Origin of the sequence: Pedobacter sp. (assembly GCF_031119335.1) — a bacterium.
Lineage (GTDB): Bacteria > Bacteroidota > Bacteroidia > Sphingobacteriales > Sphingobacteriaceae > Pedobacter.
Map to the genome: position 1 here is coordinate 17,225 of NZ_JAVHXT010000023.1, position 25,572 is coordinate 42,796.

24 protein-coding genes are annotated in these 25,572 nt (G+C 37.7%); 16 read left to right on the top strand and 8 right to left on the bottom strand.

What is annotated here, in order from left to right; genetic code table 11:
- Nucleotides 1-96 precede the first annotated feature (96 nt).
- From REI64_RS17695 to REI64_RS17710, 4 genes are all read right to left on the bottom strand, one after another.
- Entirely contained in the window at nucleotides 97-903 is an 807-nt protein-coding gene (locus REI64_RS17695) for a M48 family metallopeptidase (RefSeq protein ID WP_308851506.1), read from the bottom strand.
- Between the two features lie 62 nt (nucleotides 904-965).
- Nucleotides 966-1,613, bottom strand: a complete 648-nt coding sequence (plsY, locus tag REI64_RS17700) for a glycerol-3-phosphate 1-O-acyltransferase PlsY (protein WP_308851484.1) — start codon at nucleotides 1,611-1,613, stop codon at nucleotides 966-968.
- A gap of 46 nt (nucleotides 1,614-1,659) precedes the next feature.
- On the bottom strand, nucleotides 1,660-2,502 hold the full coding sequence (gene nadC, locus REI64_RS17705) for a carboxylating nicotinate-nucleotide diphosphorylase (RefSeq protein WP_308851507.1): 843 nt from the start codon (nucleotides 2,500-2,502) through the stop codon (nucleotides 1,660-1,662).
- Between the two features lie 48 nt (nucleotides 2,503-2,550).
- Entirely contained in the window at nucleotides 2,551-2,922 is a 372-nt protein-coding gene (locus tag REI64_RS17710) for a DUF4783 domain-containing protein (protein ID WP_308851485.1), read from the bottom strand.
- Between the two features lie 163 nt (nucleotides 2,923-3,085).
- Here REI64_RS17710 and gpmI point away from each other — a divergent pair, with 163 nt between their 5' ends.
- The gene (gene gpmI / locus REI64_RS17715) at nucleotides 3,086-4,606 is read left to right on the top strand and encodes a 2,3-bisphosphoglycerate-independent phosphoglycerate mutase (protein WP_308851486.1); all 1,521 of its coding nucleotides are present in this window, start codon (nucleotides 3,086-3,088) and stop codon (nucleotides 4,604-4,606) included.
- On the top strand, nucleotides 4,606-5,130 hold the full coding sequence (locus tag REI64_RS17720) for a hypothetical protein (RefSeq protein WP_308851487.1): 525 nt from the start codon (nucleotides 4,606-4,608) through the stop codon (nucleotides 5,128-5,130). Before gpmI ends, REI64_RS17720 begins: the two co-directional genes overlap by 1 nt.
- Before the next feature lie 9 nt (nucleotides 5,131-5,139).
- On the opposite strand, the gene REI64_RS17725 is transcribed toward REI64_RS17720, so the two are convergent.
- Complete coding sequence (locus REI64_RS17725; RefSeq protein WP_308851488.1) at nucleotides 5,140-5,766, bottom strand: tetratricopeptide repeat protein; 627 nt, start codon at nucleotides 5,764-5,766, stop codon at nucleotides 5,140-5,142.
- A gap of 379 nt (nucleotides 5,767-6,145) precedes the next feature.
- On the opposite strand from REI64_RS17725, the gene lon reads away from it, so the two are divergent.
- From lon to REI64_RS17740, 3 genes are read left to right on the top strand one after another with little or no spacing between them, the layout of a single operon-like run.
- Entirely contained in the window at nucleotides 6,146-8,614 is a 2,469-nt protein-coding gene (gene lon, locus REI64_RS17730) for an endopeptidase La (RefSeq protein WP_308851489.1), read from the top strand.
- Nucleotides 8,615-9,574 (top strand): lipid A deacylase LpxR family protein, encoded by a 960-nt coding sequence (locus tag REI64_RS17735; RefSeq protein ID WP_308851490.1) that lies wholly within the window; start codon nucleotides 8,615-8,617, stop codon nucleotides 9,572-9,574. It abuts the gene before it with no gap.
- Nucleotides 9,575-9,577: 3 nt separating this feature from the next.
- Nucleotides 9,578-10,105, top strand: coding sequence for a L,D-transpeptidase family protein (locus REI64_RS17740; RefSeq protein ID WP_308851491.1), 528 nt, complete (start codon nucleotides 9,578-9,580; stop codon nucleotides 10,103-10,105).
- A gap of 118 nt (nucleotides 10,106-10,223) precedes the next feature.
- Here the strand turns inward: REI64_RS17740 and arfB are convergent, their stop codons facing one another.
- Nucleotides 10,224-10,634 carry an alternative ribosome rescue aminoacyl-tRNA hydrolase ArfB gene (gene arfB / locus REI64_RS17745; RefSeq protein ID WP_308851492.1) on the bottom strand — a complete coding sequence of 137 codons (411 nt, stop codon included), beginning with the start codon at nucleotides 10,632-10,634 and terminating at the stop codon, nucleotides 10,224-10,226.
- Between the two features lie 58 nt (nucleotides 10,635-10,692).
- On the opposite strand from arfB, the gene cmk reads away from it, so the two are divergent.
- The 5 genes from cmk (at nucleotide 10,693) to REI64_RS17770 (ending at nucleotide 18,453) form a co-directional block, all read left to right on the top strand.
- Nucleotides 10,693-11,373, top strand: a complete 681-nt coding sequence (gene cmk / locus REI64_RS17750) for a (d)CMP kinase (RefSeq protein ID WP_308851493.1) — start codon at nucleotides 10,693-10,695, stop codon at nucleotides 11,371-11,373.
- Between the two features lie 12 nt (nucleotides 11,374-11,385).
- Nucleotides 11,386-12,861 carry a TPM domain-containing protein gene (locus REI64_RS17755; RefSeq protein ID WP_308851494.1) on the top strand — a complete coding sequence of 492 codons (1,476 nt, stop codon included), beginning with the start codon at nucleotides 11,386-11,388 and terminating at the stop codon, nucleotides 12,859-12,861.
- Between the two features lie 43 nt (nucleotides 12,862-12,904).
- The gene (locus tag REI64_RS17760) at nucleotides 12,905-13,732 is read left to right on the top strand and encodes a DUF1080 domain-containing protein (RefSeq protein ID WP_308851495.1); all 828 of its coding nucleotides are present in this window, start codon (nucleotides 12,905-12,907) and stop codon (nucleotides 13,730-13,732) included.
- Nucleotides 13,733-14,410: 678 nt separating this feature from the next.
- Nucleotides 14,411-16,336 carry a 30S ribosomal protein S1 gene (gene rpsA / locus REI64_RS17765; RefSeq protein WP_308851496.1) on the top strand — a complete coding sequence of 642 codons (1,926 nt, stop codon included), beginning with the start codon at nucleotides 14,411-14,413 and terminating at the stop codon, nucleotides 16,334-16,336.
- A 446-nt stretch (nucleotides 16,337-16,782) separates the two neighbouring features.
- Nucleotides 16,783-18,453 (top strand): beta-N-acetylhexosaminidase, encoded by a 1,671-nt coding sequence (locus REI64_RS17770; RefSeq protein WP_308851497.1) that lies wholly within the window; start codon nucleotides 16,783-16,785, stop codon nucleotides 18,451-18,453.
- 117 nt (nucleotides 18,454-18,570) lie between these two features.
- On the opposite strand, the gene REI64_RS17775 is transcribed toward REI64_RS17770, so the two are convergent.
- On the bottom strand, nucleotides 18,571-19,494 hold the full coding sequence (locus REI64_RS17775; RefSeq protein ID WP_308851498.1) for an AraC family transcriptional regulator: 924 nt from the start codon (nucleotides 19,492-19,494) through the stop codon (nucleotides 18,571-18,573).
- A 171-nt stretch (nucleotides 19,495-19,665) separates the two neighbouring features.
- Between REI64_RS17775 and REI64_RS17780 the strand changes: the two genes are divergently transcribed.
- The 5 genes from REI64_RS17780 (at nucleotide 19,666) to REI64_RS17800 (ending at nucleotide 23,886) form a co-directional block, all read left to right on the top strand.
- Nucleotides 19,666-21,171: an aldehyde dehydrogenase family protein gene (locus REI64_RS17780; RefSeq protein WP_308851499.1), complete on the top strand. Its 1,506-nt coding sequence runs from the start codon at nucleotides 19,666-19,668 to the stop codon at nucleotides 21,169-21,171.
- An 85-nt stretch (nucleotides 21,172-21,256) separates the two neighbouring features.
- On the top strand, nucleotides 21,257-21,631 hold the full coding sequence (locus REI64_RS17785; RefSeq protein ID WP_308851500.1) for a DUF779 domain-containing protein: 375 nt from the start codon (nucleotides 21,257-21,259) through the stop codon (nucleotides 21,629-21,631).
- A gap of 180 nt (nucleotides 21,632-21,811) precedes the next feature.
- Nucleotides 21,812-22,843 carry an alcohol dehydrogenase AdhP gene (gene adhP / locus REI64_RS17790; RefSeq protein WP_308851501.1) on the top strand — a complete coding sequence of 344 codons (1,032 nt, stop codon included), beginning with the start codon at nucleotides 21,812-21,814 and terminating at the stop codon, nucleotides 22,841-22,843.
- 184 nt (nucleotides 22,844-23,027) lie between these two features.
- The gene (locus REI64_RS17795) at nucleotides 23,028-23,240 is read left to right on the top strand and encodes a hypothetical protein (protein WP_308851502.1); all 213 of its coding nucleotides are present in this window, start codon (nucleotides 23,028-23,030) and stop codon (nucleotides 23,238-23,240) included.
- Complete coding sequence (locus tag REI64_RS17800) at nucleotides 23,224-23,886, top strand: methyltransferase domain-containing protein (RefSeq protein WP_308851503.1); 663 nt, start codon at nucleotides 23,224-23,226, stop codon at nucleotides 23,884-23,886. The genes REI64_RS17795 and REI64_RS17800 overlap by 17 nt, the downstream gene beginning before the upstream one ends.
- Here the strand turns inward: REI64_RS17800 and REI64_RS17805 are convergent, their stop codons facing one another.
- Nucleotides 23,887-24,288: a DCC1-like thiol-disulfide oxidoreductase family protein gene (locus REI64_RS17805; protein WP_308851504.1), complete on the bottom strand. Its 402-nt coding sequence runs from the start codon at nucleotides 24,286-24,288 to the stop codon at nucleotides 23,887-23,889.
- Between the two features lie 257 nt (nucleotides 24,289-24,545).
- Between REI64_RS17805 and REI64_RS17810 the strand changes: the two genes are divergently transcribed.
- Nucleotides 24,546-25,370 (top strand): aminotransferase class IV, encoded by an 825-nt coding sequence (locus tag REI64_RS17810; protein WP_308851505.1) that lies wholly within the window; start codon nucleotides 24,546-24,548, stop codon nucleotides 25,368-25,370.
- Nucleotides 25,371-25,572 lie beyond the last annotated feature (202 nt).

Below are 25,572 nucleotides of genomic sequence, written 5' to 3' on the forward strand. Positions count from 1 at the left end.
TGAGATTGAGGTTGATATTTTCTTAAACAAAAAAGGTTTAAAGCCTGAAAATATAAACTTCCAAACCTTAAACCTTCTCTCCTTCTACCTTACACCTTACTTTCCTTTATAATATTTCATCGCCTCTGGCAATGCCTTTTGTATTTGAGCAATACGAGATTGATCTGATGGGTGGGTACTTAAGAAAGCTGGTGGTTTTTGCGAACCAGAACTAGCTTGCGCCATTCTTTGCCAAAAGCCAATCGCATTGTTTGGATTATATCCCGCCATTGCCATAAATGCCAATCCCATTTTATCGGCTTCTAACTCTTGGTTTCTTCCGTAGCTTAAAATAGCCAATTGCCCACCAATACCGTAAGCAGTATTGATATATTGTGCATATTTAGAATTAGCACTAGCTACACCTACAGCTGTACCAACACCTTGAGCAACTGTCATTTGCGATGCTCTTTCTGCGGAGTGTTGTGCGATAGCGTGAGCCACCTCGTGGCCCATTACGGTAGCCAAGCCAGCTTCATCTTTTGTTACCGGCAAAATACCAGTATAAACTGCGATTTTACCACCTGGCATACACCAAGCATTAATTTCTTTACTATCAATTAAATTATATTCCCATTTATAGTTAGCAATTTGATCTCCGTAGCCATTTTGGTTCATATATTGAGTAACGGCAGTAGCAATTTTTTGCCCCACACGTTTTACCATAGCAGCATTGGCATTGCTTGAAGATACCACTTTAGTTTGCGGATCGCTTAACAATTGCGCATAACCAATTGCTGCTTGTTGCTGCAGTTGGCTATCGTCTACCAAACTTAATCTGCTACGTCCGGTTAATGGAACAGTTGAACACGAGGAAATGGCAAGTAATGCAGTTGCCAGACCAAAAATCATTGTTTTTTTCATCATTGTAAATTTATCACCCAACACATAACTATTTTGCAAGCAAATTTGTTTGCAGTTTTGTGCTAAGCTTGTTTTTTCTTAAATAGATACACTTTAGACTCTTTTCCTTTTAGCAGACGCTCTATATTTTTCTGATGCGTTACCAATATCAGGACGCATACACAGATGCTGTAGAGCACTTCTGCTTTTACCGACGATTGAAAAACAAAAACTGTGCCCAACGGAAAAGTAAACCCGGCACAGATAGAACTTAAGGAAACATATTTAGAAACAAGCAGTACAGTTACAAAAACACTTACGCATAACAGCGCTGCCAAAGGGTTAACCGCCAACACCATACCAAATAAAGTAGCCACGCCCTTGCCGCCCCTAAAGCCTGCAAAAATTGGGAATAAATGCCCCATTACAGCAATTACACCTAGTGCAAGCTCATAATTTACAAATTGTGCAGAATATTTAGGTCCGGTAACAGAAAGCCCAATGAGATAGGCTAGTTTGGTTGCTGTAAATCCCTTCATGATATCGATGGTCATTACAATAATACCTGGCTTTTTACCTAAAACTCTAAACGTGTTGGTAGCTCCAGCGTTTCCACTTCCGTACTCCCTCACATCAATACCGTAGAATGCCTGCCCTAGCCACACTGCTGTAGGAATAGACCCTAGAAGATAAGCTGCAATTAGCGCAGAAATGGAATAAATTGAAATCATTTAGCTACAATGATAATAAAAAAAATGGTTCCGTAAATTATGGTTATTAAAAAGCTTTTAAACTTAAATCTAGGCTTTTTACTGAATGTGTTAATGCCCCCATAGAAATATAATCTACTCCACAAGCAGCATAATCGGCAACATTCTCTTCAACAATACCTCCAGAAGCCTCGGTTACAAACCTGCCATCAATCATATCAACAGCTTGTTTCAAAAGTCGAAGTTCAAAGTTATCTAACATAATTCTATCTACGCCTCCAATTGACAACACCTGTTGCAGTTCTTCTAAATTTCTAACTTCTATCTCAATTTGCAACTGCTTACCAGTATCTTTCAAATAAGCGTTAGCTTGATTAATTGCATTATGGATACCACCTGCATAATCTACATGATTGTCTTTAATTAAGATCATATCATACAAACCTATTCTATGGTTAACGCCACCGCCAATTCTAACTGCCCATTTTTCAAGATATCTTAATCCAGGCGTAGTTTTACGAGTATCAAGCACCTTAGTTTTATACCCTTCTAAACTCTTTACAATACGATTTGTTTTAGTGGCGATACCACTCATGCGCTGCATACAGTTTAACACTAGGCGCTCTGCCAGTAATATCGCATGTGTACTACCATGAACGGTTAGCGCAATATCTCCAGGATTTACTTCTTGCCCGTCATTTAGAAGAACATCCACTTTCAAAAGCGGATCTACTTGACGAAAAATTTCTATCGCAAGTTCAACACCTGCTAAAATGCCTTTTTCTTTAACAATTAGCTTTGCTTTTCCCTGCGTGCCCTGAGGGATGGTAGACAATGAGGTATGATCTCCATCGCCAACATCTTCGGCAATTGCATTCTTAATAAATTGATCTATAATTTGCTTATCCAATGCGATATAATTTGCCACAAAAATAGCAAAATGCGCATCAATATGGAATTATCTCTCTGTTTCTATCCTTAACTCTGTGATTAAAAAAGCATTAGCGGTCTTTTTCATCGTAACAGTAACCCTAAATTTTTCTGTTTTGGTAGTTAAAGAGAGAATAGTAAGCCTGTAATTTGGACTGTTACTGAGTTTGTGAATGATACTTGTTTTACTCGGCGGATTTTTCAGAAAAAAATCTTTAAGAATTTGTTCTGCCTGTGCTCTATTATATACATCTTCTTGATCTACGATGATTAGTTCTATAGACGGAGCAAAACTTTTAGCGATCTCTTTTGAGTTACCTTGTCTAAAATTCGTCGCTAAATCATCGGCAATATCCACCTGTGTAGCCTGTTGAGGCGTAAAATGCAGGAACATAACCATGAGCGCAAGTATAGATTTAAACATCATCCTTAAAAGCTAAAACAAACCTACAGCTAAAACTATGCCACTTAACCATTTTTAAATCTAAAATATTGGGTTTAGGGCTTATTTTAGCGTATATTTGCAAATAACGTTAATACAAAACACAACAAAATTATATCAGATGGAAGCTAAAAAACTGGTACTGTTAATTCTTGATGGTTGGGGTTATGGCAAAAAAGATAATTCTGACGCCGCTTACGCTGCCCACACTCCTTTTTTCGATTCATTATTAGCCAACTACCCTAACTCAAGACTAGAGGCTTCGGGCGAAGCTGTAGGTTTGCCTGCCGGACAAATGGGCAACTCGGAAGTAGGCCACATGAATTTAGGTGCCGGAAGAGTAGTTTACCAAGAGTTGGGGCGCATCAATAATTCTATTACTGAAAAGTACTTAAATACAAATGAAACTTTGCTTAAAGCATTTGCCTACGCAAAGCAAAATAATAAACCTGTACACCTTATTGGATTAGTTTCTGATGGCGGAGTACATGCACACATTAGCCATTTAAAGGCATTGTGCGATATTGCCAAAGAAAATGAACTGAAAGATGTATTTATCCATGCTTTTTTAGATGGTAGAGATACCGACCCTAATGGTGGTTTAGGCTACATTGCGGCATTGGATGAGCACCTTGCAAGTTCAGCAGGTAAAATTGCCAGCGTGGTGGGTAGGTATTATGCAATGGACAGGGATAATCGTTGGGAAAGAGTAAAACTGGCTTACGATGTAATGGTAAATGGTATTGGAGAGAAATTCGGCAGTCCCGAGCTTGCCATACAGCATTCGTATTCGCAAGGCATTACCGATGAATTTGTTAACCCTATTGTAATAACTGATGAGCAAGGCAATCCTACCGCAACCATTAAGGAAGGAGATGTAGTTATTTGCTTCAATTACCGTACGGATAGAGGAAGAGAAATTACCCAAGCGCTTTGTCAAAAAGATTTTCCAGAGCAAGGAATGTGCAAACTTCCATTATACTACGTTACTATGACTAGCTACGATGAAAGTTTTGAGAATGTCAACGTCATTTTCACCAAAGATGATTTGAGCAATACCTTGGGTGAAGTATTGGAAGCGAACAATAAAAATCAGATCAGAATTGCCGAAACAGAAAAGTATCCTCATGTTACTTTCTTCTTTTCTGGCGGAAGAGAAAAAGAATTTATTAACGAGAAACGAATATTGGTGCCTTCGCCAAAAGTTGCTACCTACGATTTGCAACCAGAAATGAGTGCAGCCGGAATTACCGAAGCTATAGTAAAAGAATTGGAAAGCAGGTGGCCAGATTTCGTTTGCTTAAATTTTGCTAATCCAGATATGGTGGGGCACACTGGCGTATTTGAAGCGGTGGTTAAAGCGGTAGAAACCGTGGACAATTGCGCTAGAACGGTAGTAGAAACCGGAATTGCGAATGGTTACTCGTTTATTATCTTGGCAGATCATGGCAACGCCGAGTTTATGCTTAACAGTGATGGTTCGGCAAATACTGCACACACCACCAACCTAGTTCCTTGTATTTTAGTTGATAAAGACTATAAAACTATTGCTGATGGTAAATTAGGCGATATTGGACCAACTGTATTAAAAATCATGGGCTTAGAAGCTCCCGCTATTATGACAGGTAACTGTTTAGTATAATGAAACAACTTATTTTAGGTGTATTTGTCTTATTTCTATTTTCTTGCGCTCAGCAGGAAAGTAAAAAGGCAAATGCGCCTTCTTATTTTGACCTTACAAGATACTTCGCAAGCGAAGCTAATCGTCTACAAAAAATAAATCCAACTATTATTAAAGATATAATTGCAGTAGGCAAAGCCGAACAACGTTCTACTAAAATAAGTGATTGGAAAACCGAACTGGTGAGTTTTAGTAATTCTGATATCAACAAGGCGGCATGGGCAGGAGAATTTACAGTTACGCAAAATGGATCTGTCACCAGCTACAGTACTGAAAATCCTAAAATACCAGTAAAAAAAATCGAAGTGATTAAAGCAGGTGAAAAAATTACTGGAGTAAAAATCTTCAAGGCTACCGAGAATTACCTTTATAATTCTACAGACACGCTACTTTATTATCCCGACAGTTTATACTTTGTTCAAAACCACCAGAAGGTTAAACTACTAAGTGCGAAAAATTACAAGGTTATGGGAAAACTGAAGTAGCTCCTATTCTTACTTCATACTTGCAGATTGCGCTTTCACATAATCAATTAACGACATTACATCTTTTCTTAGAGGCTGCATGGTTAAGATTTTTTGAAAATCAGCAATTGAGTTATTGAACAAAGCAATACAAGCATTTTTATCTACAGATTTCTTTGCTTTATAAGATTTGAAAATTCCGTAATCCTTGTAGGCCACTCCCCTATTTTGTAAGATTTGGATATCTTCTTCACCACTTATCTCCATCGCTTTCGAAAAATCTTTAATCGCTGAGCTATAAAAACTATCACGCATTTGGTTTAAAGATTCTTTTGGCGCATTTGCAATGTTCAATCTAGCTTTTCCACGGTAGTAATAAGCAGAATAATCGCCTGGTTTTTGTGCAATTAAACGAGTGTAAGCAGCAATTGCATTTTCAAAATCTCCATTTTGGAAATAAGAATAGCCTAACATCTTTAACACATTCGCATTGCTTGGATCTTTAGCCTCAGCTTTTTCAAGTTGCACCACTGCAGTTTTAAAGTCGCCTTTCATCCACGCCTGTGTACCCTGTTTCTCAAAATTACTCTGTGCCTGAACCTGTAAACTAACCGAAATAGCTAATAATACTAAATAAGATTTGCTAAGAAATTTCATTAAAAATGTTTTTATATAAACTTACACATTTCTTTAATCAAAATGTAAACGCTAATTTACTTTTTATGTGCAATTATACAAGTTAACGTATAATATTTGCAAATATGATTTTAGCTAACCATTATTTGTATGACGTTTTTACCGAAAACCTATTTTGTCTGAAAGTGTTTAGATAACGAGTCTGATTAATTTGAAATTAAAAAACAGCCAATTTAGGCGATAACCCACGATAATCGGCCGAATTACGCAGATGAGATTTTCAATGCCTCATAAAAAAGAATTTTGGCATAGGAGTTGAAAATACATGCTGCATAATTATTTCGTAAACTTATAGCGGCAATGCTGTCATATTGTCGCCTACCTTATAATACAAAACTGAATGAGCAAACAAGACCCATTTGATTTTAATACCTTACCAATCATAAATGAAGATACCGAGTTCTTTCCGCTGATGTCTCAGCAAGATGAGGATGAAATGAATAGCGAAGAAACTCCAGAAATATTATCTATCCTTCCTTTAAGAAATACAGTACTTTTTCCTGGCGTGGTAATTCCAATTACTGTTGGCAGAGATAAGTCAATTAAATTGATAAAAGATGCCTACAAAGGCGACAGGGTAATTGGTGTTGTTGCACAGAAAGATGTTTCTATTGAAGATCCTACTTTTGAGCAGCTACATAATGTTGGTACCGTTGCGCATATCATTAAAATGCTGCAAATGCCTGATGGTAATACCACCGTGATTATTCAAGGAAAGCAACGTTTCCAATTAGTAGATGAAGTGCAAAATGAGCCATTTATTAAGGCAATTGTGGCTAAGTTTACAGAAACGAAGCATAAAAACGATAAAGAATTTAAGAGTTTGGTGGCGGCTATCAAAGAGATGTCGAGCCAAATTATACAGTTATCTCCAAATATACCTAGTGAAGCCGGAATTGCCTTAAAGAACATCGAAAGCACTTCGTTTTTGATCAATTTCATTTCTTCTAACATGAATGCGGAAATGGCAGAAAAGCAGAAAATGCTTGAAATGGGCAATTTGCGAAAACGTGCCGAAAGGGTGATGGAGTTATTGACGCTAGAACTGCAAATGTTGGAATTGAAAAATCAGATCCAATCTAAAGTAAGAACTGATTTAGATAAGCAACAACGTGATTATTTCTTAAACCAACAGCTAAAAACAATTCAAGAGGAGCTTGGCAACTCTACCGATTTAGAGTTTGAAGCTTTACAAAATAGGGGTAAAAAGAAAAAGTGGAAAGTTGAGGTTAAGGAGCATTTCAATAAGGAATTAGAGAAATTAGGCCGAATGAACCCTGCAGCTCCTGATTATTCAATCCAAATGAATTACCTAGAGTTATTGCTAGAGTTACCTTGGAATGAGTTTACGAAAGATAACTTCGATTTAAAAAGAGCGCAGAGAGTTCTAGATAAAGATCACTTTGGTTTAGAAAAAGTAAAGCAACGTATCATCGAGTATTTAGCGGTTTTAAAGCTGAAACGTGATATGAAAGCTCCTATTTTGTGCTTAGTCGGCCCTCCTGGAGTTGGTAAAACATCCTTAGGAAAATCTATTGCCAAAGCGCTGAATCGCAAATATGTGCGCATGGCTTTGGGCGGCGTAAGAGACGAAGCGGAAATCCGTGGACACCGTAAAACTTACATCGGTGCAATGCCTGGCCGTATCATTCAATCTATCAAAAAAGCAGGTGCAGATAACCCTGTGTTTGTATTGGATGAGATTGATAAAGTAGGTTCTGATTTTAGAGGCGACCCTTCATCAGCTTTGCTTGAAGTGTTAGACCCAGAACAAAACAATGCTTTTAACGACCATTACGTAGAGGCAGAGTACGACCTTTCGAATGTTCTTTTCATTGCCACTGCCAATTCGTTAAGCACCATACAACCTGCTTTGTTAGATCGTATGGAAATCATCGAAGTGAATGGATACACTATCGAAGAGAAAATCGAAATCGCTAAAAAATATCTTTTGCCTAAGCAAAAAGAGGTACACGGATTGGACAACAAACAAATCACGCTTAAAAATTCATTGATTGAGAAGGTGATTGAAGATTACACCCGAGAAAGTGGTGTACGTGGTTTGGAGAAGAAAATCGGTTCTCTAGTGCGTGGTATTGCTACTAAAATTGCGATGGAAGAAGCCTATGAACCAACATTGAGTAACGACGATGTGGAAAGAATTTTAGGAGCTCCTATTTTCGATAAAGATGCCTACGAAGGTAACGAAGTGGCGGGAGTAGTTACAGGTTTAGCTTGGACACAGGTTGGTGGCGATATTTTGTTCATCGAAGCGAGTTTAAGTCCGGGTAAAGGTAAGTTGACCTTAACAGGAAATCTGGGCGATGTAATGAAGGAATCTGCGGTAATTGCGTTGGCTTATATCAGGGCGCACGCAACTCAATTTGGAATTAACCACGAACTGTTCGATAACTTCGATTTACACGTTCACGTTCCGGCTGGTGCAACGCCAAAAGATGGGCCTTCTGCCGGTATCACCATGTTAACGGCTTTGGTTTCGGCATTTACACAACGTAAAGTGAAACAAAACTTAGCAATGACTGGCGAAATCACCCTTCGTGGAAAAGTATTGCCAGTTGGCGGAATTAAAGAGAAAATCTTAGCGGCCAAACGTGCCGACATCAAGGAAATCATTCTATGTAAATCTAACCGTAAGGATATTTTAGAAATTAAGGAAGATTACATTAAGGATTTGAAATTTCACTATGTGACAGAAATGCAAGAAGTAATTAACTTAGCTTTAACAAAGGATAAGGTTAAAAATCCGATTGATTTAACGATAAAAGCAAAAACAAGTACCGATAAATAAATGTACAAGAAACTCGTTCTGGCTACCCTTGCCATTTTAGCTATTGTTTATGGTTCTTATGCGCAAGAGTACAAGAACGAGTTTGGTTTTAAAAATGATAACGACGCCTATCTTTGGTACGGACAGGATCGTTATTATACAAATGGCTTGTTCGTCTATTTTAGGCGGGCCATGAAACTACCCGAAAACGAAGGAATGGATATCGAAAAGGCTACTTACGAAATTTCCGTTGGGCAAAAAATGTACAATCCACTTTCTGGCTACAGACCAGACCCAGCTACCCACGACAGGCCGTTTGCAGGATATTTATACGGCGGGTTTAAGGTTGGATTATTCCACAAAAATGAAAGCGTAGTTAAAATTGGATTAGATGTTGGTACAGTTGGCCCCAATGCTTTAGGAAGAGAAGCACAAGATTTATTGCACAGCATCGTAGGTTTTTACAAAGTGCAGGGTTGGGATTATCAAATTGCGAATGATTTTGCAGTTAATGCAAACGCACAATACGCAAAGCTTTTGCACAGAAGCAACGATAATGTATTGGATTTTACATTAGATAGTTATGCCAATCTAGGCACAACTTACAATGGAGCAGGAGTTGGTGTAGTTTTTAGGGCTGGCGACATCAACCAACTCTTCAATTCTGTTCATTACAATGGCAGCATTAGCAATGGCAGTAAAGCTGAAAAGCTAAAAAAGAGAGAGTTTTACTTTTACGCAAAACCACAGCTTAATTATGTTGCTTACGATGCAACGGTGCAAGGAAGCTTACTTTACGACACTTATAGTCCGGTAACTTTTGGTGTAAAACCCCTAGTTTTTTCTCAGGCATTGGGTTTCAACTACAGTTCGCCACGTTTTACGATAGATTATAGCCTAATTTTCTTATCGAAGGAGATTAAGAGTAACGCCAAGGCACATCAATACGGAAGTATTTCTATGTATTATCGTTTTAATTAATTGATGAAAAAGACTGTAATCATATCCTTCATTATCATACTATTGATTTTCGCTTGTACTGCGATTTACAATCTTTTGCCAGAGAAAAAACTGCTTGAAGGCACCAAAATCGATTATTTATTAGTAGAAAAATCTGAAAGGACGATGAAAGCCTACAGCGGCGATAAACTGATAAAAACTTACAAAATTTCCTTAGGTGGTAATCCAGACGGCCATAAAGTATTTGAGGGTGATCAGAAAACACCCGAAGGTATTTATGTTATAAATGATCGAAATCCAAACAGTGGTTACCATAAAAATTTAGGAGTTTCCTACCCAAACGATACAGATAGAGCAAAAGCAAAGGCTTTAGGTAAATCGCCAGGTGGCAATATCAAAATACACGGTTTGCGCAATGGCGGTTTTGGTATCATCAAAAAACTGCACCGTTTTACTGATTGGACCAATGGCTGCATTGCCGTTACCAATGGTGAAGTTGATGAGCTTTATGAAGCTGTGGTTCCTAATGCGAAGATTGAGATTAGGCCGTAATCGAGTTTGAGTATTAACACGTCATTGCGAGGCACGAAGCAATCTTAAAGCGCATTAATGGTTTACAGGCGTTGTAAGGTTGCTTCGTCGTACCCCCTCGCAATGACGAAAACACGCATTAATCAAAACTAGGTTTCCTTCTTCCCTCTTTCTTTTGTGCATTTGCCGCCTTATTCGCCAAACGTTTTTCCTTAACCGCCTTCGGGACTTTACTCGCCTTTCTTGCTTTTTGCACTTCCAAGCCAGCTTTTAAAATCGCCATCAATTTTAAAACAGTTCGCTGTTTATTCAACAACTGGCTTCTATCTTCCTGTGAAACCACATGAAGTAAACCTTCGCTATCTAGCCTAGAAACTAATTTTTCTTTCAAGCGAGCCTTTTCATCGTCGCTAAAAAACGAAGCATCATCAATGTTAAAAATCAGTTCTACTTTACTAGAAACCTTGTTTACGTTTTGTCCGCCTTTGCCCCCACTTCTGGAGGTTTTAAACTGTACAATTTTTAATATTTCTGATTGATCTGGCAACATCCTACAAATGTAGTTTTAATTTCATTATGTCTGCCCAACTGTATTATCTTTGCCGCATATGAGAAAAAATATTGTGGTAGCGATAGACGGTTACTCATCTTGCGGCAAAAGTACATTAGCAAAGGCATTAGCAAAAAAATTAGGTTTCATCTACATTGATAGCGGCGCCATGTACAGAGCAATTACCTTATATTTCTTACGCAACAACGTTGATTTAGAAAATCACGATGCTATTGCGAACGCATTACAAAACATCGAACTGAATTTCCATTCTAAAGATTACGAATCTCATATTACGTTAAATGGAGAAGAAGTTTCTGATGAAATAAGGCTGATGCCAGTTTCGGAAGCTGTAAGCCCAGTTTCTGCCATTAAAGAAGTGCGCAAAGAAATGGTAAAACAGCAGCAACGTATGGGCAAGTCTAAAAATATTGTGATGGATGGACGTGATATTGGTACAGCTGTATTCCCGGATGCGCAAGTAAAATTCTTCATGACTGCTGATCCGAAAATTAGAGCAGAGCGCAGGTTTAAAGAAATGGTGGCCAAAGGCGATAATACTATTACTTTAGAAGAAGTTTTCGAAAATCTTGCTCATCGCGACTACGCTGATACAACTAGAGAAGAAAGTCCGCTTACACGAGCAGAAGATGCAATCATTTTAGACAACACCGATATTACTGAGGAAGAGCAATTGGCATTTGCTTTAGAGAAAGTTCAACCATTTTTAACCGTATAAATATCGATAATGATGATGCTTAGAATAAAAATCCTTTCGATCATAATTTTAAGCTTCGTCAGCTTTACAACTATTAGTGCTAGGCAGCATAGCATTTCTTCCATTCCAGATCCTAAAAAGCAAGGACAAGACTATTTTGTCAGCAATCCTGATGGCATCTTGTCAAGCTCAGAAGTAGCTGAACTTAACCAAATAGCTAAACAAATCGAGGCTACAGGAAAAGTTGAATTTGCTATCGTTGTAATAAATGATTTCACTCAAGAAGATGATGATTTCACCTTTGCATATGCGCTGTTTAATGCGTGGGGCATTGGCAAAAAAGATGCAGATAATGGTTTATTGTTATTGGTAGCTAAGGATAGGCGACGATATCGTTTCATTACCGGATCCGGCATAGAAGGTTTACTCCCAGATATCAAATTAAAACAAATTGGTGAGCGGGTTTTGGTACCTGCATTTAAAGAAGGTAATTATGGCGAAGGTATTGTTAACGCTGCTTCGGTAATTGAAAAAACCTTGGGATCGCCAGATGGCATTGCTGAATTAAACACGTTAATTCCTAGAGAAAAAACCTTTATCGAAAAGAACAGTGATCATCTCCTTGCTACTTTAGCAACTATTTTAGCTTATTTCGGTCTGTTCAAGCTCTTTAAGCGATTTAAAACAGATGCACAGACTTCACCTAAAAAGAAAAATGATGGTCTGGAAAAAAATGTCATGATTGGTTGTGGCATTATCTTTTTTGGAATTTTCTTTGGTGTTTTTGCGGCGAGTTTATTCCAAATCAATATTATTGAGCCCAAAAATCTGCCTTGGACTATTGCTGCCGTAGCTTCTTTATTTCTGACAATACAAATCAATACAAGGCGAAGAGCCATTAAAAAGGAACATACTGATGTTTCAAGTTATTTAGCAGCAGTAAAAAGTTATTTAGCTAAAACTGCGCTGCTTGTACCTTTTGCTCCTTTAACTATTATTGGCATATTGAAGCAATATTTCAAAAACAGAAGTTTAAGCAAGCAGTTGGTTGCTCCAGAAGGATTTCAACATTACCAACGTATAGATAGAAGCCTTAACAAAGACGGCAAACCTTTTCTTAATAGCGGTCAAATAAAAGAAGAGCGTTTAGAAGTTCGAACCTATCAAATATGGAAGGGCAGCAAAGCCGATGAAGTTCAAATTGTAGCTTGGCCAGGAGAAAAAAGTGCTGATTTCTCTGAATGCGAAAAATGCCATTTCAGCACAATGACCCAGCCTAAATTGAAAACCATTACTCAAGCTACCTATAGCAGTGCAGGCCAGGCCGAACGCTATCAAAGCTGCGAGTTTTGCAATAATCGAGTTTCGTTAGGCTTGGTAGTGTTGGCTAAACTCGTTAGAACTACCAGTAGCGGAAGTAGTTCATCTTCCTCATCCTCATCTTCGTCTTCATCGGGTAGTTGGGGCGGCGGACGTAGCAGTGGTGGCGGTGCCGGCGGAAGTTGGTAATTCCGAAAATTTTCTTAGTTTTATCTATACACTTTTATAGATAATGAACATTCGTAAGACAACACTATTTTTAGCCTTTATCACACTTAACTTAAACAGCTTCGCCCAAAAAGGATGGATAAACCTTTTTAATGGAAAAGACTTAAAAGATTGGAATATCAAAATTGCCAAACATAATTACAATGAAAATTATGGTAATACTTTCTATGTGCAAGATGGTTTGATGAAGGTTAAATACGATGGTTACGAAAATTTTGACCAACAGTACGGACATATTTTCTACAAAAAACCTTTCTCCTATTACCTATTAAAAGTAGAATATCGCTTTGTGGGCGAACAAGCTAACGGTGGCGAAGGCTGGGCATCAAGAAATAGCGGAGCTATGTTGCATTGCCAAGATCCAGCAACCATGCTAATAAATCAAGATTTCCCGATTTCGGTAGAAGCACAACTTTTAGGAGGTAATGGCAAAGATGAACGCCCAACAGGCAATGTTTGCACACCTGGAACTACTATAGAAATTAAGGATAATTTGTTTACACCACATTGCTTAAACAGCACATCAAAAACTTACCACGGCGAGCAATGGGTTACCGCAGAATTTTTAGTTCTTGGCGATTCGGTGATTAAACATATCATTAACGGCGATACTGTTTTAACTTATACCAAACCTAAAATTGGTGGTGGCAATGTGGCTAACTTCGACCCCAAAATTAAAGAAGATGGCAAGCGTTTAACTGGCGGATATATTGCTTTGCAAAGTGAAAGCCATCCTATCGAATTTAGAACGGTGAAGTTATTTGATTTGCAATCTTACGTGAAGGATGAAAAGAAATTAGAAAAGGTTTTGGAGAGGTTAAGGAAGGAGTAAACATTAGTCAAGCAAATTACGAAAAGGCAAGTAATAAGTAAATCATAGAAGGCTTCCCGAAAAATTTCAATAACATCAAAACGGCAGAATTAACCACATTAGAGATTTCATTAGTTATTGGACTAATACTGTTAAAAATTACAGTGGCAGTAATTATAATATTGGTTAAAAAGAGAAAAAGAGAAGATAAACTAAACTTTAACCGCAAAGAAAAATAAAAGTCACGCAAAGATCGCAAAGGGAATGTTTAGCACAGGCTTAGGTTATTTAAACCCGATAATAGCGGCAATACTTTTTGTCATTTGGAAAGAAAACCTCATAGGTTTATTTGGATTGTGCTGAGGAAACCTATGAGGTTTGAGCTAGGGGTGCAAAAAGATTGGAGCGGATAGCGGGGCTACATTTTGCCACTTTGCATAATCGTTCTTTTCCAAAGTATAAAATCACTAACCACTCCAGATATCTAAAAAACACCTACTACGTTTTATAATAGATCTTTCGATATCGATTACATCGGTACAAGCTGCGCTTAGGATGACTATAGGTACAACTAAAAACGTACAAACCAAAATTCAACACGTTAAATATCAGCCATATTTATTTAAAAATAGTTTTGGTTTTTTAAAATTATCCGTACCTTTGCCGTCCCTAAACAGGGAAAAAGGAGATAATTAATTAATGGCAAAAAAACAAGTTGCAGAAAAAGAACTAAAGGCTAAAGAAGCCGAATTGCAAGGTGCAGACGCCCGTTTGAACCAAAAGGAAACTATCGAGTCAGAAGCTGATTCGGTATCGATCGAACAGATCAAATCACAATTAGCAACACCAGATCAAGATTTTGACTGGGATGCAGACGACAAAGTTTTTGGTAACTACAATGACGAAGACCGTAAAAAGTTTGAAGCAATGTATACCGATACTTTCAATCAAATCACTCAAGGTGAGATCATTTCTGGTACCGTAGTATCAATTAACAACAAAGACGTAGTATTAAACGTAGGTTTCAAATCTGACGGTTTAGTTTCTGCTTCTGAGTTCCGTGACCTTCCTGAGTTGAAAATTGGCGATTCAGTTGACGTGTTTGTAGAAGCACCTGAAGATGCAAATGGCCAGTTAATTTTATCTCGTAAGAGAGCAAAAACTCAACGTTCTTGGGAAACTATCAACGCTGCGCTTGACAATGACACAATCATTAACGGTTTCGTTAAGAGCCGTACTAAAGGTGGTCTTATTGTTGACATTATGGGTGTTGAGGCGTTCTTGCCAGGATCTCAAATCGACATTAAACCTATCCGTGATTACGATGTTTATGTTGGTAAAACAATGGAATTCAAAGTGGTTAAAATTAACCATGAGTTCAAAAACGTTGTTGTATCACACAAAGTATTGATCGAGGACGATTTAGAGTCGCAAAAAGTTGAAATCGTTTCTAAATTAGAAAAAGGACAAGTACTTGAAGGTACTGTTAAAAATATCACTGATTTCGGTGTATTCATCGATCTTGGTGGCGTAGACGGTTTATTACACATCACTGATATTTCTTGGGGCCGCATAGAGCATCCAAAAGAAGTATTGGCATTGGATCAAAAAATCAACGTTGTTGTTTTAGATTTTGATGATGAGAAAAAACGTATCGCATTAGGCTTAAAACAATTAACTGCTCACCCTTGGGAGAATTTAGATGCTAACTTAGCTGTTGGTTCTAAAGTAAAAGGTAAAATCGTAACTGTTGCAGATTACGGTGCTTTCTTAGAAATCATCCCTGGTGTTGAAGGTTTGATCCACGTTTCGGAAATGAGCTGGTCACAAAACTTACGTTCTCCACAAGAGTTCTTAAAAGTTGGTGACGAAATCGAAGCTGAAGTTTTAACTTTAGACAGGGACGAGCGCAAAATGAGCTTGGGTATCAAACAATTAACTCAAGATCCTTGGGGCGGCGTTGCTGAGAAATATCCAGTTGGAAGCAAACACCAAGCTGTTGTTAAAAACATGACTAACTTCGGTGTATTTGTTGAAATTGAAGAAGGAATTGATGGATTAATCCACATTTCTGATCTTTCTTGGAGCAAAAAAGTTAATCACCCTAATGAGTTCACCAAAGTTGGCGATACTTTAGATGTTGTTGTGTTAGAACTTGATGTTGATAACCGCAAATTATCTCTAGGTCACAAACAATTGGAAGAAAATCCTTGGGATACTTTCGAAACTGTATTCACTTTAGATTCAATTCACCAAGGTACAGTAATCAAAGTAACTGATAAAGGTGCTGTAATTGCGTTACCATATGGCGTTGAAGGTTTTGTACCAACAAAACACATGGCTAAAGAAGATGGCACTACTTTAAAAGCTGACGAAACTGCTGATTTCAAAATCATCGAGTTTAACAAAGATGCTAAACGTATTGTTGTTTCTCACGCCCGTATCTGGGAAGAGGCTAAAGCTGAAGTAGTTGCTGAAGAAAGAGCAGCTAAGAAAAAAGATGCGAAAGCAGCTAGCTCAGCAGTTAAAAAAGTGAAAGATTCAGTAGAGAAATCAACATTAGGAGATCTTGATGTGTTAGCTCAATTGAAATCACAAATGGAAAGCAACGAGAAAAAAGGTTAATCCTTAATTCTTATTCCAAATAATTTATTCCCGATAGCGCAAGTTATCGGGATTTTTTATTTCGTCGTTTGTCATTCTGAGCCTGCTAAGAATCTCATTGTAAGATTTTCAACCATATAAGAAATATAAGTTCATTGAAGCCCTAACTTATATTTACTTAAATACCTTATATGGTTCAAATAATTTGAAAACGAACGTAAGCACTCATCGGTAACCCCTGCCCTGCTTTCGCTCATAGTCCTCATTTCGTTACACTACATTCCGGGCTAATCCGCTCTATCAGGTTTAATTAACAACGTAACGTGTTTCTTGGCAATTAAGACTTACGAAGTTTTTGAAACTTCGTAAGTCTACTAGCGAAAATAATTAACGCAAAAAACAGCAAAAAAACTCAAAAACATTCAAAATGTAATTGTAAGCTTTATAAATTAATGTTACTTTTGGTTATGAAGAAATTTGTATTAGCCGGTTTAATCTGTAGCATTGCGTTGCTATCAACTGCTCAAATCAATATAATCCCGAAGCCGGTATCAGCAAAGATAAATCAGCAAGGCAAAGGGTTTACCATTAATGCTCAAACTAGAATTTTCTTGGAAAATGATTCTTTGAAAAGTGCAGCAACATTCTTCAATAATTATCTAGAAAAATATCTCCAAATAAAACTGACTATCACAAATGTTAAACCGACGGAAAATTTCATTTCCTTAGGTATCAACGCAGGAACTAGCAGCTTCAAAGATGCTTATACCTTTAATTCACTTCAGAAAAACATTTCAATTGTAGGCACTTCTCCGTCGGCAGTTTTTTATGGCATACAGTCGCTAATACAATTATTGCCTACCCAAAAAAGTACGACGCTAAATATACCAGAAGTTAATATTACCGACCATCCCCGTTTCGATTATCGTGGTATGCACTTAGATGTAAGCCGTCATTTCTTCGATGTTGCCTTCATTAAGCAATACATTGACTACATGGCTTTGCATAAAATGAACTACTTCCATTGGCATTTAACGGACGACCACGGTTGGAGAATTGAGATTAAAAAATATCCCAAACTGACCGAAGTTGGTGCTTGGCGAAATGGCAGTATCGTTGGTTTATGGCCAGGAAAAGGTAATGAAAATATCAAATACCAAGTTCTACCAAACGATGTAAAAATTACACCTGCAAATGCAGTAATTAAAACAGATGGTATTCGTCACGGTGGTTTTTATACACAAGATGAAGTTAGAGAAGTAATCAAATACGCTGCAGATAGATACATCACTGTAATTCCAGAAATTGAAATGCCTGCACATAGTATGGCGGCATTGGCAGCTTATCCAGAATTTGGCACCGACCCAAAAAGTGGTTATAAGGTAGCAGAAACCTGGGGAATGATGAACAAGTACAACAACGTTTTTCAGCCTACAGATAAAACTTTTGGCTTTTTAGAAGATGTACTCACTGAAGTAATGGCTTTATTCCCTTCTCAATACATTCACATTGGTGGCGACGAAGCTTCAAAAATTTGGTGGAAGCAGTCTGCAGAAACGCAGAAAATCATGAAAGAAAAAGGCATTAAAGACGAAGTTGCCTTACAAAGTTATTTCATACATCGTATTGAGAAGTTTGTAAACAACAAAGGCAAAACCATTATTGGCTGGGACGAAATTTTAGATGGTGGTTTAGCGCCAAATGCAATTGTAATGAGCTGGCGTGGAGAAAAAGGTGGTATTGCCGCAGCAAAGGTGAAACAGAGAGTAATCATGTCGCCAGAAGAAAAACTATACCTCAACCATAAGCAATTTATGAAAGATGATAGTTTGGCGGCTAACAAATTCTTACCGCTAGAAACTGTTTACAATTACGAGCCTGTACCTGCCGAGTTGAATTCAGAACAAGCAAAATACATTTGGGGAGCACAGGGCAACTTATGGTCAGAATATATTGCCAATCCGGCAAAAGTAGAATATATGCTCTTCCCCCGTATGGATGCGCTGAGTGAAATTCAGTGGTCACAAAAGGGACAAAAAAACTATTCAGATTTTCTAAACAGATTAAAAACACAGTTTAAACGCTACGATTTAATGGGGATAACTTACAGTAAAAGGTATTTAACTGCAAATCCTTAAAGGAAGTTTCATTTGATTAAACACCTTGTAATTCTGAGCGCAGCGAAGAATCTGTTTTGAATGTAGAATAATAAAGATGTCTCGTAACTGCGACATGACCGGGTCGCTTTAGAAGAACTACAAAACCAACCTTGGCATCATACCCTGAGATTGAAATGCTCCTGGTGTCATGCCTACTATCTTTTTAAAGGCCCTGATGAAATAATTTGCATCGCTAAAACCTAGCTCATAACTAATTGCTGTAATTTTAATTCCGGGTTTAAGCAGCATTTCTTTGGCTTTTTTCATCTTTTCTGCCAAGATAAAATCATTTGGACTTACGCCTAACTCACGTTTAAACAAGCGATAGAAAGTAGCCTTGCTCATACAAGCTTTATCGCTCAAACTTTCTATGCTTATCTTCTCATTTAAATTAGATTTAATGTATCCAATCACATAAGCAAGTGGGTTGTTATTCAGGGAATCGCCTTGTAAAATGTTTAAGTTTTGCGTTTGCATAATCCTTACCAACAGCTCTTTCAAAGTCAAATCTGCCAGTACATCTTTCTCTCTCGAAGTATCAGAACAAACCTTAATTACTTTATTAATGAGATAAGCTATTTCTTCATTATTGTAGAAATGATATTCATCATAATTCAATTTCCACTCTTCATCGTTACTCTCTTTCGGGAAGTATTCGTTCAAATATTTAATGGTCTGCTTAATCTGTCCGTTATCAATTGCCAAGGCGATACATTGCGTGGGGTTTAAATCAGTAGCCTCCGGAAAATCAATACGCATCGTTTCTGAAGGTGGTACAATTACAGTTTCGCCAGGCAAATATTCAAACTCTTTCTTCTCGTTCAAGTGCATTACCTTTTTGCCACGCAGCATGCTTGTAATTACAAAATCATCGAAAGTTAAAGGCACTTTGTAAGATTGAGTATAGGTTTCAAACACGTTTAATTCACATCTTTCCAATGTGTACGATGTCCTGTTCTCTACAAGCGTTTGCAATTTTGCTTCGTTGCTTAGCTTTACCAAATCAAGTTTGTGTCCCATCATTTCATGCTTTGGTTAAATAACGTGATATTCTGTTAGGTTGTTAAAGTAAAGATAGAATTATTTCAAATCTATTACATTCCGTGAAACGATAATGCTATTGATTGCAACGATTATACTATTCGCTAAAGTAGATGATTGATAGGTTTGTAACAACCAAATTTTAAAATCATGGAACAAATTGTAAAAAAACCAGAGTTTAAAGCTCATTACGACAATTATATCAACGGTCAGTTTGTAGCACCAGTTAATGGAAAATATTTCGATAATATCTCTCCTATCGACGGAAAAGTATTCACCAAAGCAGCACATTCTTCAAAAGAAGATTTGGAATTAGCTGTTAATGCAGCGGCAGAAGCGTTCAAAACTTGGAGCAAAACATCAGCTACAGAAAGAAGCATTATCCTGAATAAGATTGCCCAGCGCATGGAAGACAACCTGGAATATTTAGCGGCTGTAGAAACCATTGACAATGGTAAAGCCGTAAGAGAAACACTTAATGCAGATTTACCATTAGGAGTTGACCATTTTAGGTACTTTGCAGGTGTAATTCGTGCAGAAGAAGGTTCGCATACTGAACTAGACGAACATACAGTCTCCTTAATTGTGCATGAACCAATTGGTGTAGTAGCACAAATTATCCCTTGGAATTTCCCTTTACTAATGGGTATTTGGAAACTTGCCCCAGCCCTAGCAGCTGGAAATACAGTAGTGCTAAAACCTGCCGAAAGCACCCCTACTTCTATCATGGTATTAATGGAACTAATTGGCGACCTATTGCCTCCAGGAGTAGTAAATGTGGTAAACGGATTTGGAGCAGAATTGGGTCGTCATTTGGTGACCAATCCAAAAGTGAATAAGGCAGCGTTTACGGGTTCTACGCCGACTGGTCGTTTGGTAATGCAATACGCTACAGAGAATATCATCCCAGTTACTTTAGAACTAGGCGGTAAATCGCCCAATATCTTCTTTAAATCTGTAATGGATGAAGACGATGCTTTCTTAGACAAAGCTATTGAAGGTGCTGTGCTATTTGCCCTTAACCAAGGCGAAATCTGTACTTGTCCATCGAGGTTATTGGTGCAAGAAGATATTTACGAGAAATTCATCGCTAAAGTAATTGAAAGAACCAATGCTATTAAAGTGGGTAGCCCGTTAGACAAAACGGTAATGATGGGTGCGCAGGCATCGAAAATCCAATTCGAGAAAATTAAATCCTACATCGAATTAGGTAAGCAAGAAGGTGCAGAAGTTTTAACAGGAGGCGATGTAAACCAATTACCTGATGAACTTGGTGGTGGTTACTATATTAAACCAACCATCTTTAAGGGCCATAACAAAATGCGTATTTTCCAAGAAGAAATTTTTGGTCCAGTGTTGGCCGTAACTACTTTTAAAACCGTAGAAGAAGCCATCGAGATTGCTAACGATACCTTATATGGTTTAGGTGCTGGTGTTTGGACACGTGATGCTCACGAACTTTATCAAGTACCAAGAGCTATCCAAGCCGGTAGAATTTGGGTAAACCAATACCATGCTTATCCAGCAGGTGCGCCATTTGGTGGTTACAAACAATCTGGTGTAGGTAGGGAAAACCATAAAATGATGTTAGGTCACTATCGCCAATCTAAAAACATGTTGATTTCTTACAACAAGAATAAATTAGGCTTCTTTTAGTCGATAACCTTCAAAACAAGAAAGATTGCTTCGCAAAGCTCGCAATGACGAAGCAATCTTTCCATAGAAAACGAAAGGAGGAAAAATGGTTAAGCGATTAGACAGTACCGAAACAGCCAAAGAACTAATTAAAGAACTGAAGGCCCAACACGGCGAACTGATGTTCTATCAAGCGGGCGGCTGCTGCGAAGGCACCCAACCCCAATGTTTCGAAAAAGGAGGATTTTATGTTCGTATGAATGACATCCTATTAGGAACCATAGAGGATTGTGAATTTTGGGTAGACAAAGACCTATTCGAATACTGGAAATTCTCCCATTTTACGCTCGATGTACTAGATGGATTTGGTGTTGGTGGATTTTCTTTAGAAACTCCACTCGGCAAAACCTTCAAAATACATTACAGGCTATTCACCGAAGAGGAACTGAATAACCTAGAGCCAATAACCACCGCAAAATAATTCTTAGTTTATATTTTGGTTTGATTTGCCAGTGAGCCAATTGGCTTGCTGGCTTTTTTCATCTACTCCTTTTCGTTTTGTAACCTAGCTCTTTTTTTAAAGTGACCTCCATCAATCAATAAAAAACCATCATTCCCTACTTTTAAATAACTCAATAATCATTCACTAAATTAATTAATTATGCTTCCAAACACCATGAAAGCAGCCGTTGTCCGCGAGTTCGGAAAGCCGTTGCAAATCGAAGAAGTTGAGGTAAAGAGACCCGGCAGAAACCAAATTCTGGTAAAAGTAATTGCAAGTGGCGTGTGCCATACAGACTTACACGCTGTAGAAGGCGATTGGCCAGTTAAACCAAAAATGCCATTAATCCCTGGGCACGAAGGTGTAGGTTATGTGGTTGCGGTTGGTCCTGATGTAAATAATGTAAAAGAAGGTGACGCTGTTGGCGTGCCTTGGTTATATAGTGCTTGCGGTTGCTGCGACCATTGTATCACAGGTTGGGAAACACTTTGCGAAACCCAACAAAACGGTGGTTACAGTGTAGATGGTGGTTTTGCTGAATATGTAATTGCTGATGCAAGATATGTTGGTCGCTTACCTGTAAATACTAATTTCCTACAAATGGCACCAATACTTTGTGCCGGAGTTACCGTATATAAAGGTTTAAAACAAACAGAAGTTAAACCAGGCGAATGGGTAGCCATTTCTGGAATTGGTGGCTTAGGTCATGTTGCTGTTCAATATGCTAAAGCTATGGGAATGAACGTGGCAGCCATAGACATAGCAGATGACAAATTAGCATTAGCAAAAAGATTGGGAGCTGATATTGTTGTTAACGCCAAAAATGAAGATCCTGCTGCAGTTATCAAAAAAGAAACTGGCGGGGTACATGGCTCGCTAATTACTGCAGTTTCTCCTATTGCATTTAAACAGGGCCTACAAACCATGCGTAGAAAAGGAACGATGGTGCTAAATGGTTTGCCTCCAGGAACTTTCGATCTCTCTATTTTCGACACCGTACTTAATGGAACTACTATTAAAGGTTCTATTGTTGGCACACGTAAAGACATGATTGAGGCTATCGAATTTGCGGTAGAAGGAAAAGTGAAAGCCAATGTTACTGCAGCCAAGCTTGAAGATGTAAATGACGTTTTCGAGCAAATGAAAAAAGGCGAAATAGACGGCAGAATTGTACTACAAATAGCAGATTAAATATAAATTTAGCCGCAGATACACAGATTTTATTTGATTATTCTTTTCCATATTTCATTTATCATCTTTGCATCTGCGGTTCATACTTCTCATCATCAGCTTTCTCACCCAAACATCCTCTTTTTAATTTTATTAGCAAAATCCACACAAAAATTCAATATTTGACTTCAAATTATTTTCAAATATGTTGCGTAAAATCATAGCTGCAATAGTTACAATGATTACGTTGTGGTTAATCAAAGAAACTATCTTTATTTTCACAACGCCGCAAGCCGATATTGCAAAAAACAGAGACTTTCTGAAATTAGCTAGTTTAAGCATTGTAATCCCACTTCTAATTGTTAATTTCTGGTTATGGCGCCCTAAACCTAAAGTAGAAGATGATGAAACAAGATAAAGAACTTCTAAAAAAACTAGCTACTCAGCTTAGCTGTCCGCAAAATGAAGAAGGAATTGAAGTAGCCAACATGATGCACGATAGCAATATCGGTATGACTAGAAAAACAATTGCTGCTTTAGAAATTACAGCAGGTGATTTAATTTTAGAACTGGGCCATGGCAATTGCAAACATTTATCGGAAATCTTAAGCCAAGCCGAAAATACTTCCTATTACGGTTTAGAAATCTCAGAACTGATGAAAAAGCAAGCTGCAGAAAATAACGTTGCAGCGACCCAAGGCAATAGGGCATCATTTCATTTGTACAATGGCAATAAGATTCCGTTTTCAGACAATACTTTTGATAAAATCTTAACCGTTAACACCATTTATTTTTGGGAAAACCCAGAAGCATTTATTCAGGAAATTTATCGTGTATTAAAGCCGAAAGGCCATTTTGCTATTGGCTTTGCCGATAAAGATTTTATGGAAAGTTTGCCTTTTACAGCATACGGTTTCGATCTATATAGTAAGGAAAAAGCTTACAGTCTAGCAGAAGTAGCGGGATTTAAAGTTATTGATATTAGCTCGTTCACAGAAAAAATTAGAAGCAAAACTGGCGACGAAGTTGAAAGATTATTCTATGTAGCCTTGGCAGAAAAATAGTTAAGTCAAAAATTTACTCTTCAATTCTGGTGTAGGTACCCAACAACTTTCTTGTTTGCCAAACCATTTGTATCTGTTACGGGCAATAAACTTATAAATTGCATTTCTTATAAATGGCGGAACAACAATAAAACCGTATAACAATGGCCATAAACCACTGAGTTTTCTCGCCACTTTTAAAGCTGCAGTAGATTGTTCGTACACTTTACCATTTTCTAACAGTACAAAGCTATCACCATGTTTTACTTTTAACTCTGCATTGGACAAAGCATTTTTCGCAAACTCACTCTGTAATGCCGCAAACTTAAAATAATTTTGCCTATCTCTTTCAATCACAAACTGTACGGCCCCATTGCAGAGATTGCAAATTCCATCAAAAAATATGACACTGTTTTCTGGCATAGCGTAAGTTCAATATTGTTAAGTTAAGAGCGTTTAACCCATTGGCGGGACGCCAACGTATCGCAAAATCAAGTGTTGGCGTCCTCGCCAACGCTTAACTTAACGAACTTGACGCAAGTTAGCCATTGATTAGCGAAAAACTGTTATTAAAAAATTATCAATCTAGTTTCATTCTTTTATTTTTTATTTCAAACTTTGGTTCTAATACGGTCCTCATCTTAATTTTTACACTCTAAAGTTTTAAATAATTCAACAAAATGAGCAATAGATACACCTATATTAACGGTCAAATCGTATCAGAGAACGATGCCAAGCTTCTAGTAACAGATTTAGCGGTACAACGTGGTTATGGTATTTTCGATTTTTTAAAGACTGTAAATGGCAAGCCCATTTTTATTGAAGATTATTTTAATCGTTTCTATAACTCGGCCAACGAAATGCACTTAGATATTGGCTTGGATAGAACGGAACTTTATAAAGCTATCAACTCGCTTTTAGAGAAAAACAACATTGCCAACGCCAGCTTAAAAATTATACTAACTGGCGGATATTCTGAAGATGGCTACCAAATAGCCAAACCAAATTTAGTAATTGTGCAAGCTCCTTTTGAATACGACAAATCTAGTTTCAACAAAGGTTTAAATCTATTATCGCACAACTACCAAAGGCAGCTACCAACCGTAAAAACCATAGACTATTTACAGGCTATTCGCTTACAGCCCTTATTGAAACTAAAACAAGCCGACGATTTATTGTACCACAACAATGGCGAGGTTAGAGAGTGTCCAAGAGCAAACATTTTTATAGTTAAAGACAATGAGGTGCTCACTCCAAACACCGATATTTTAAGGGGAATTACCCGCAGCAAAATCTTAAATATTAATTTAGATGATGTAACCATAAAGGAACAAGATTTTACTTTAGATGATTTTGCCAATGCAGACGAAGCTTTTATCAGCAGTTCTACCAAAAATATTTTGCCTGTATTCAGTTTAGATGGCAAAGCTATTGGAACCGGCACACCAGGCAAAATTACAACTGCACTAAGCGAAAAATTGTTGGCAATGATTAATAATTATTAGAAAATCAGGGCTTAACTTACTATTAATGCAAGCCCCGCCAAACGCTTTACTACATGGTAAACACATAGGTTTACCCCTACGTGTTCGCTCAATGTCATTAAGTTAAGTGTGTAGCAGACCCCAACGGGGGTCTAATATTTATAGAAAAGCATTATTTAGCCGTTCGACCCCGATGGGGTCGCATCATAAAACACATTAACCC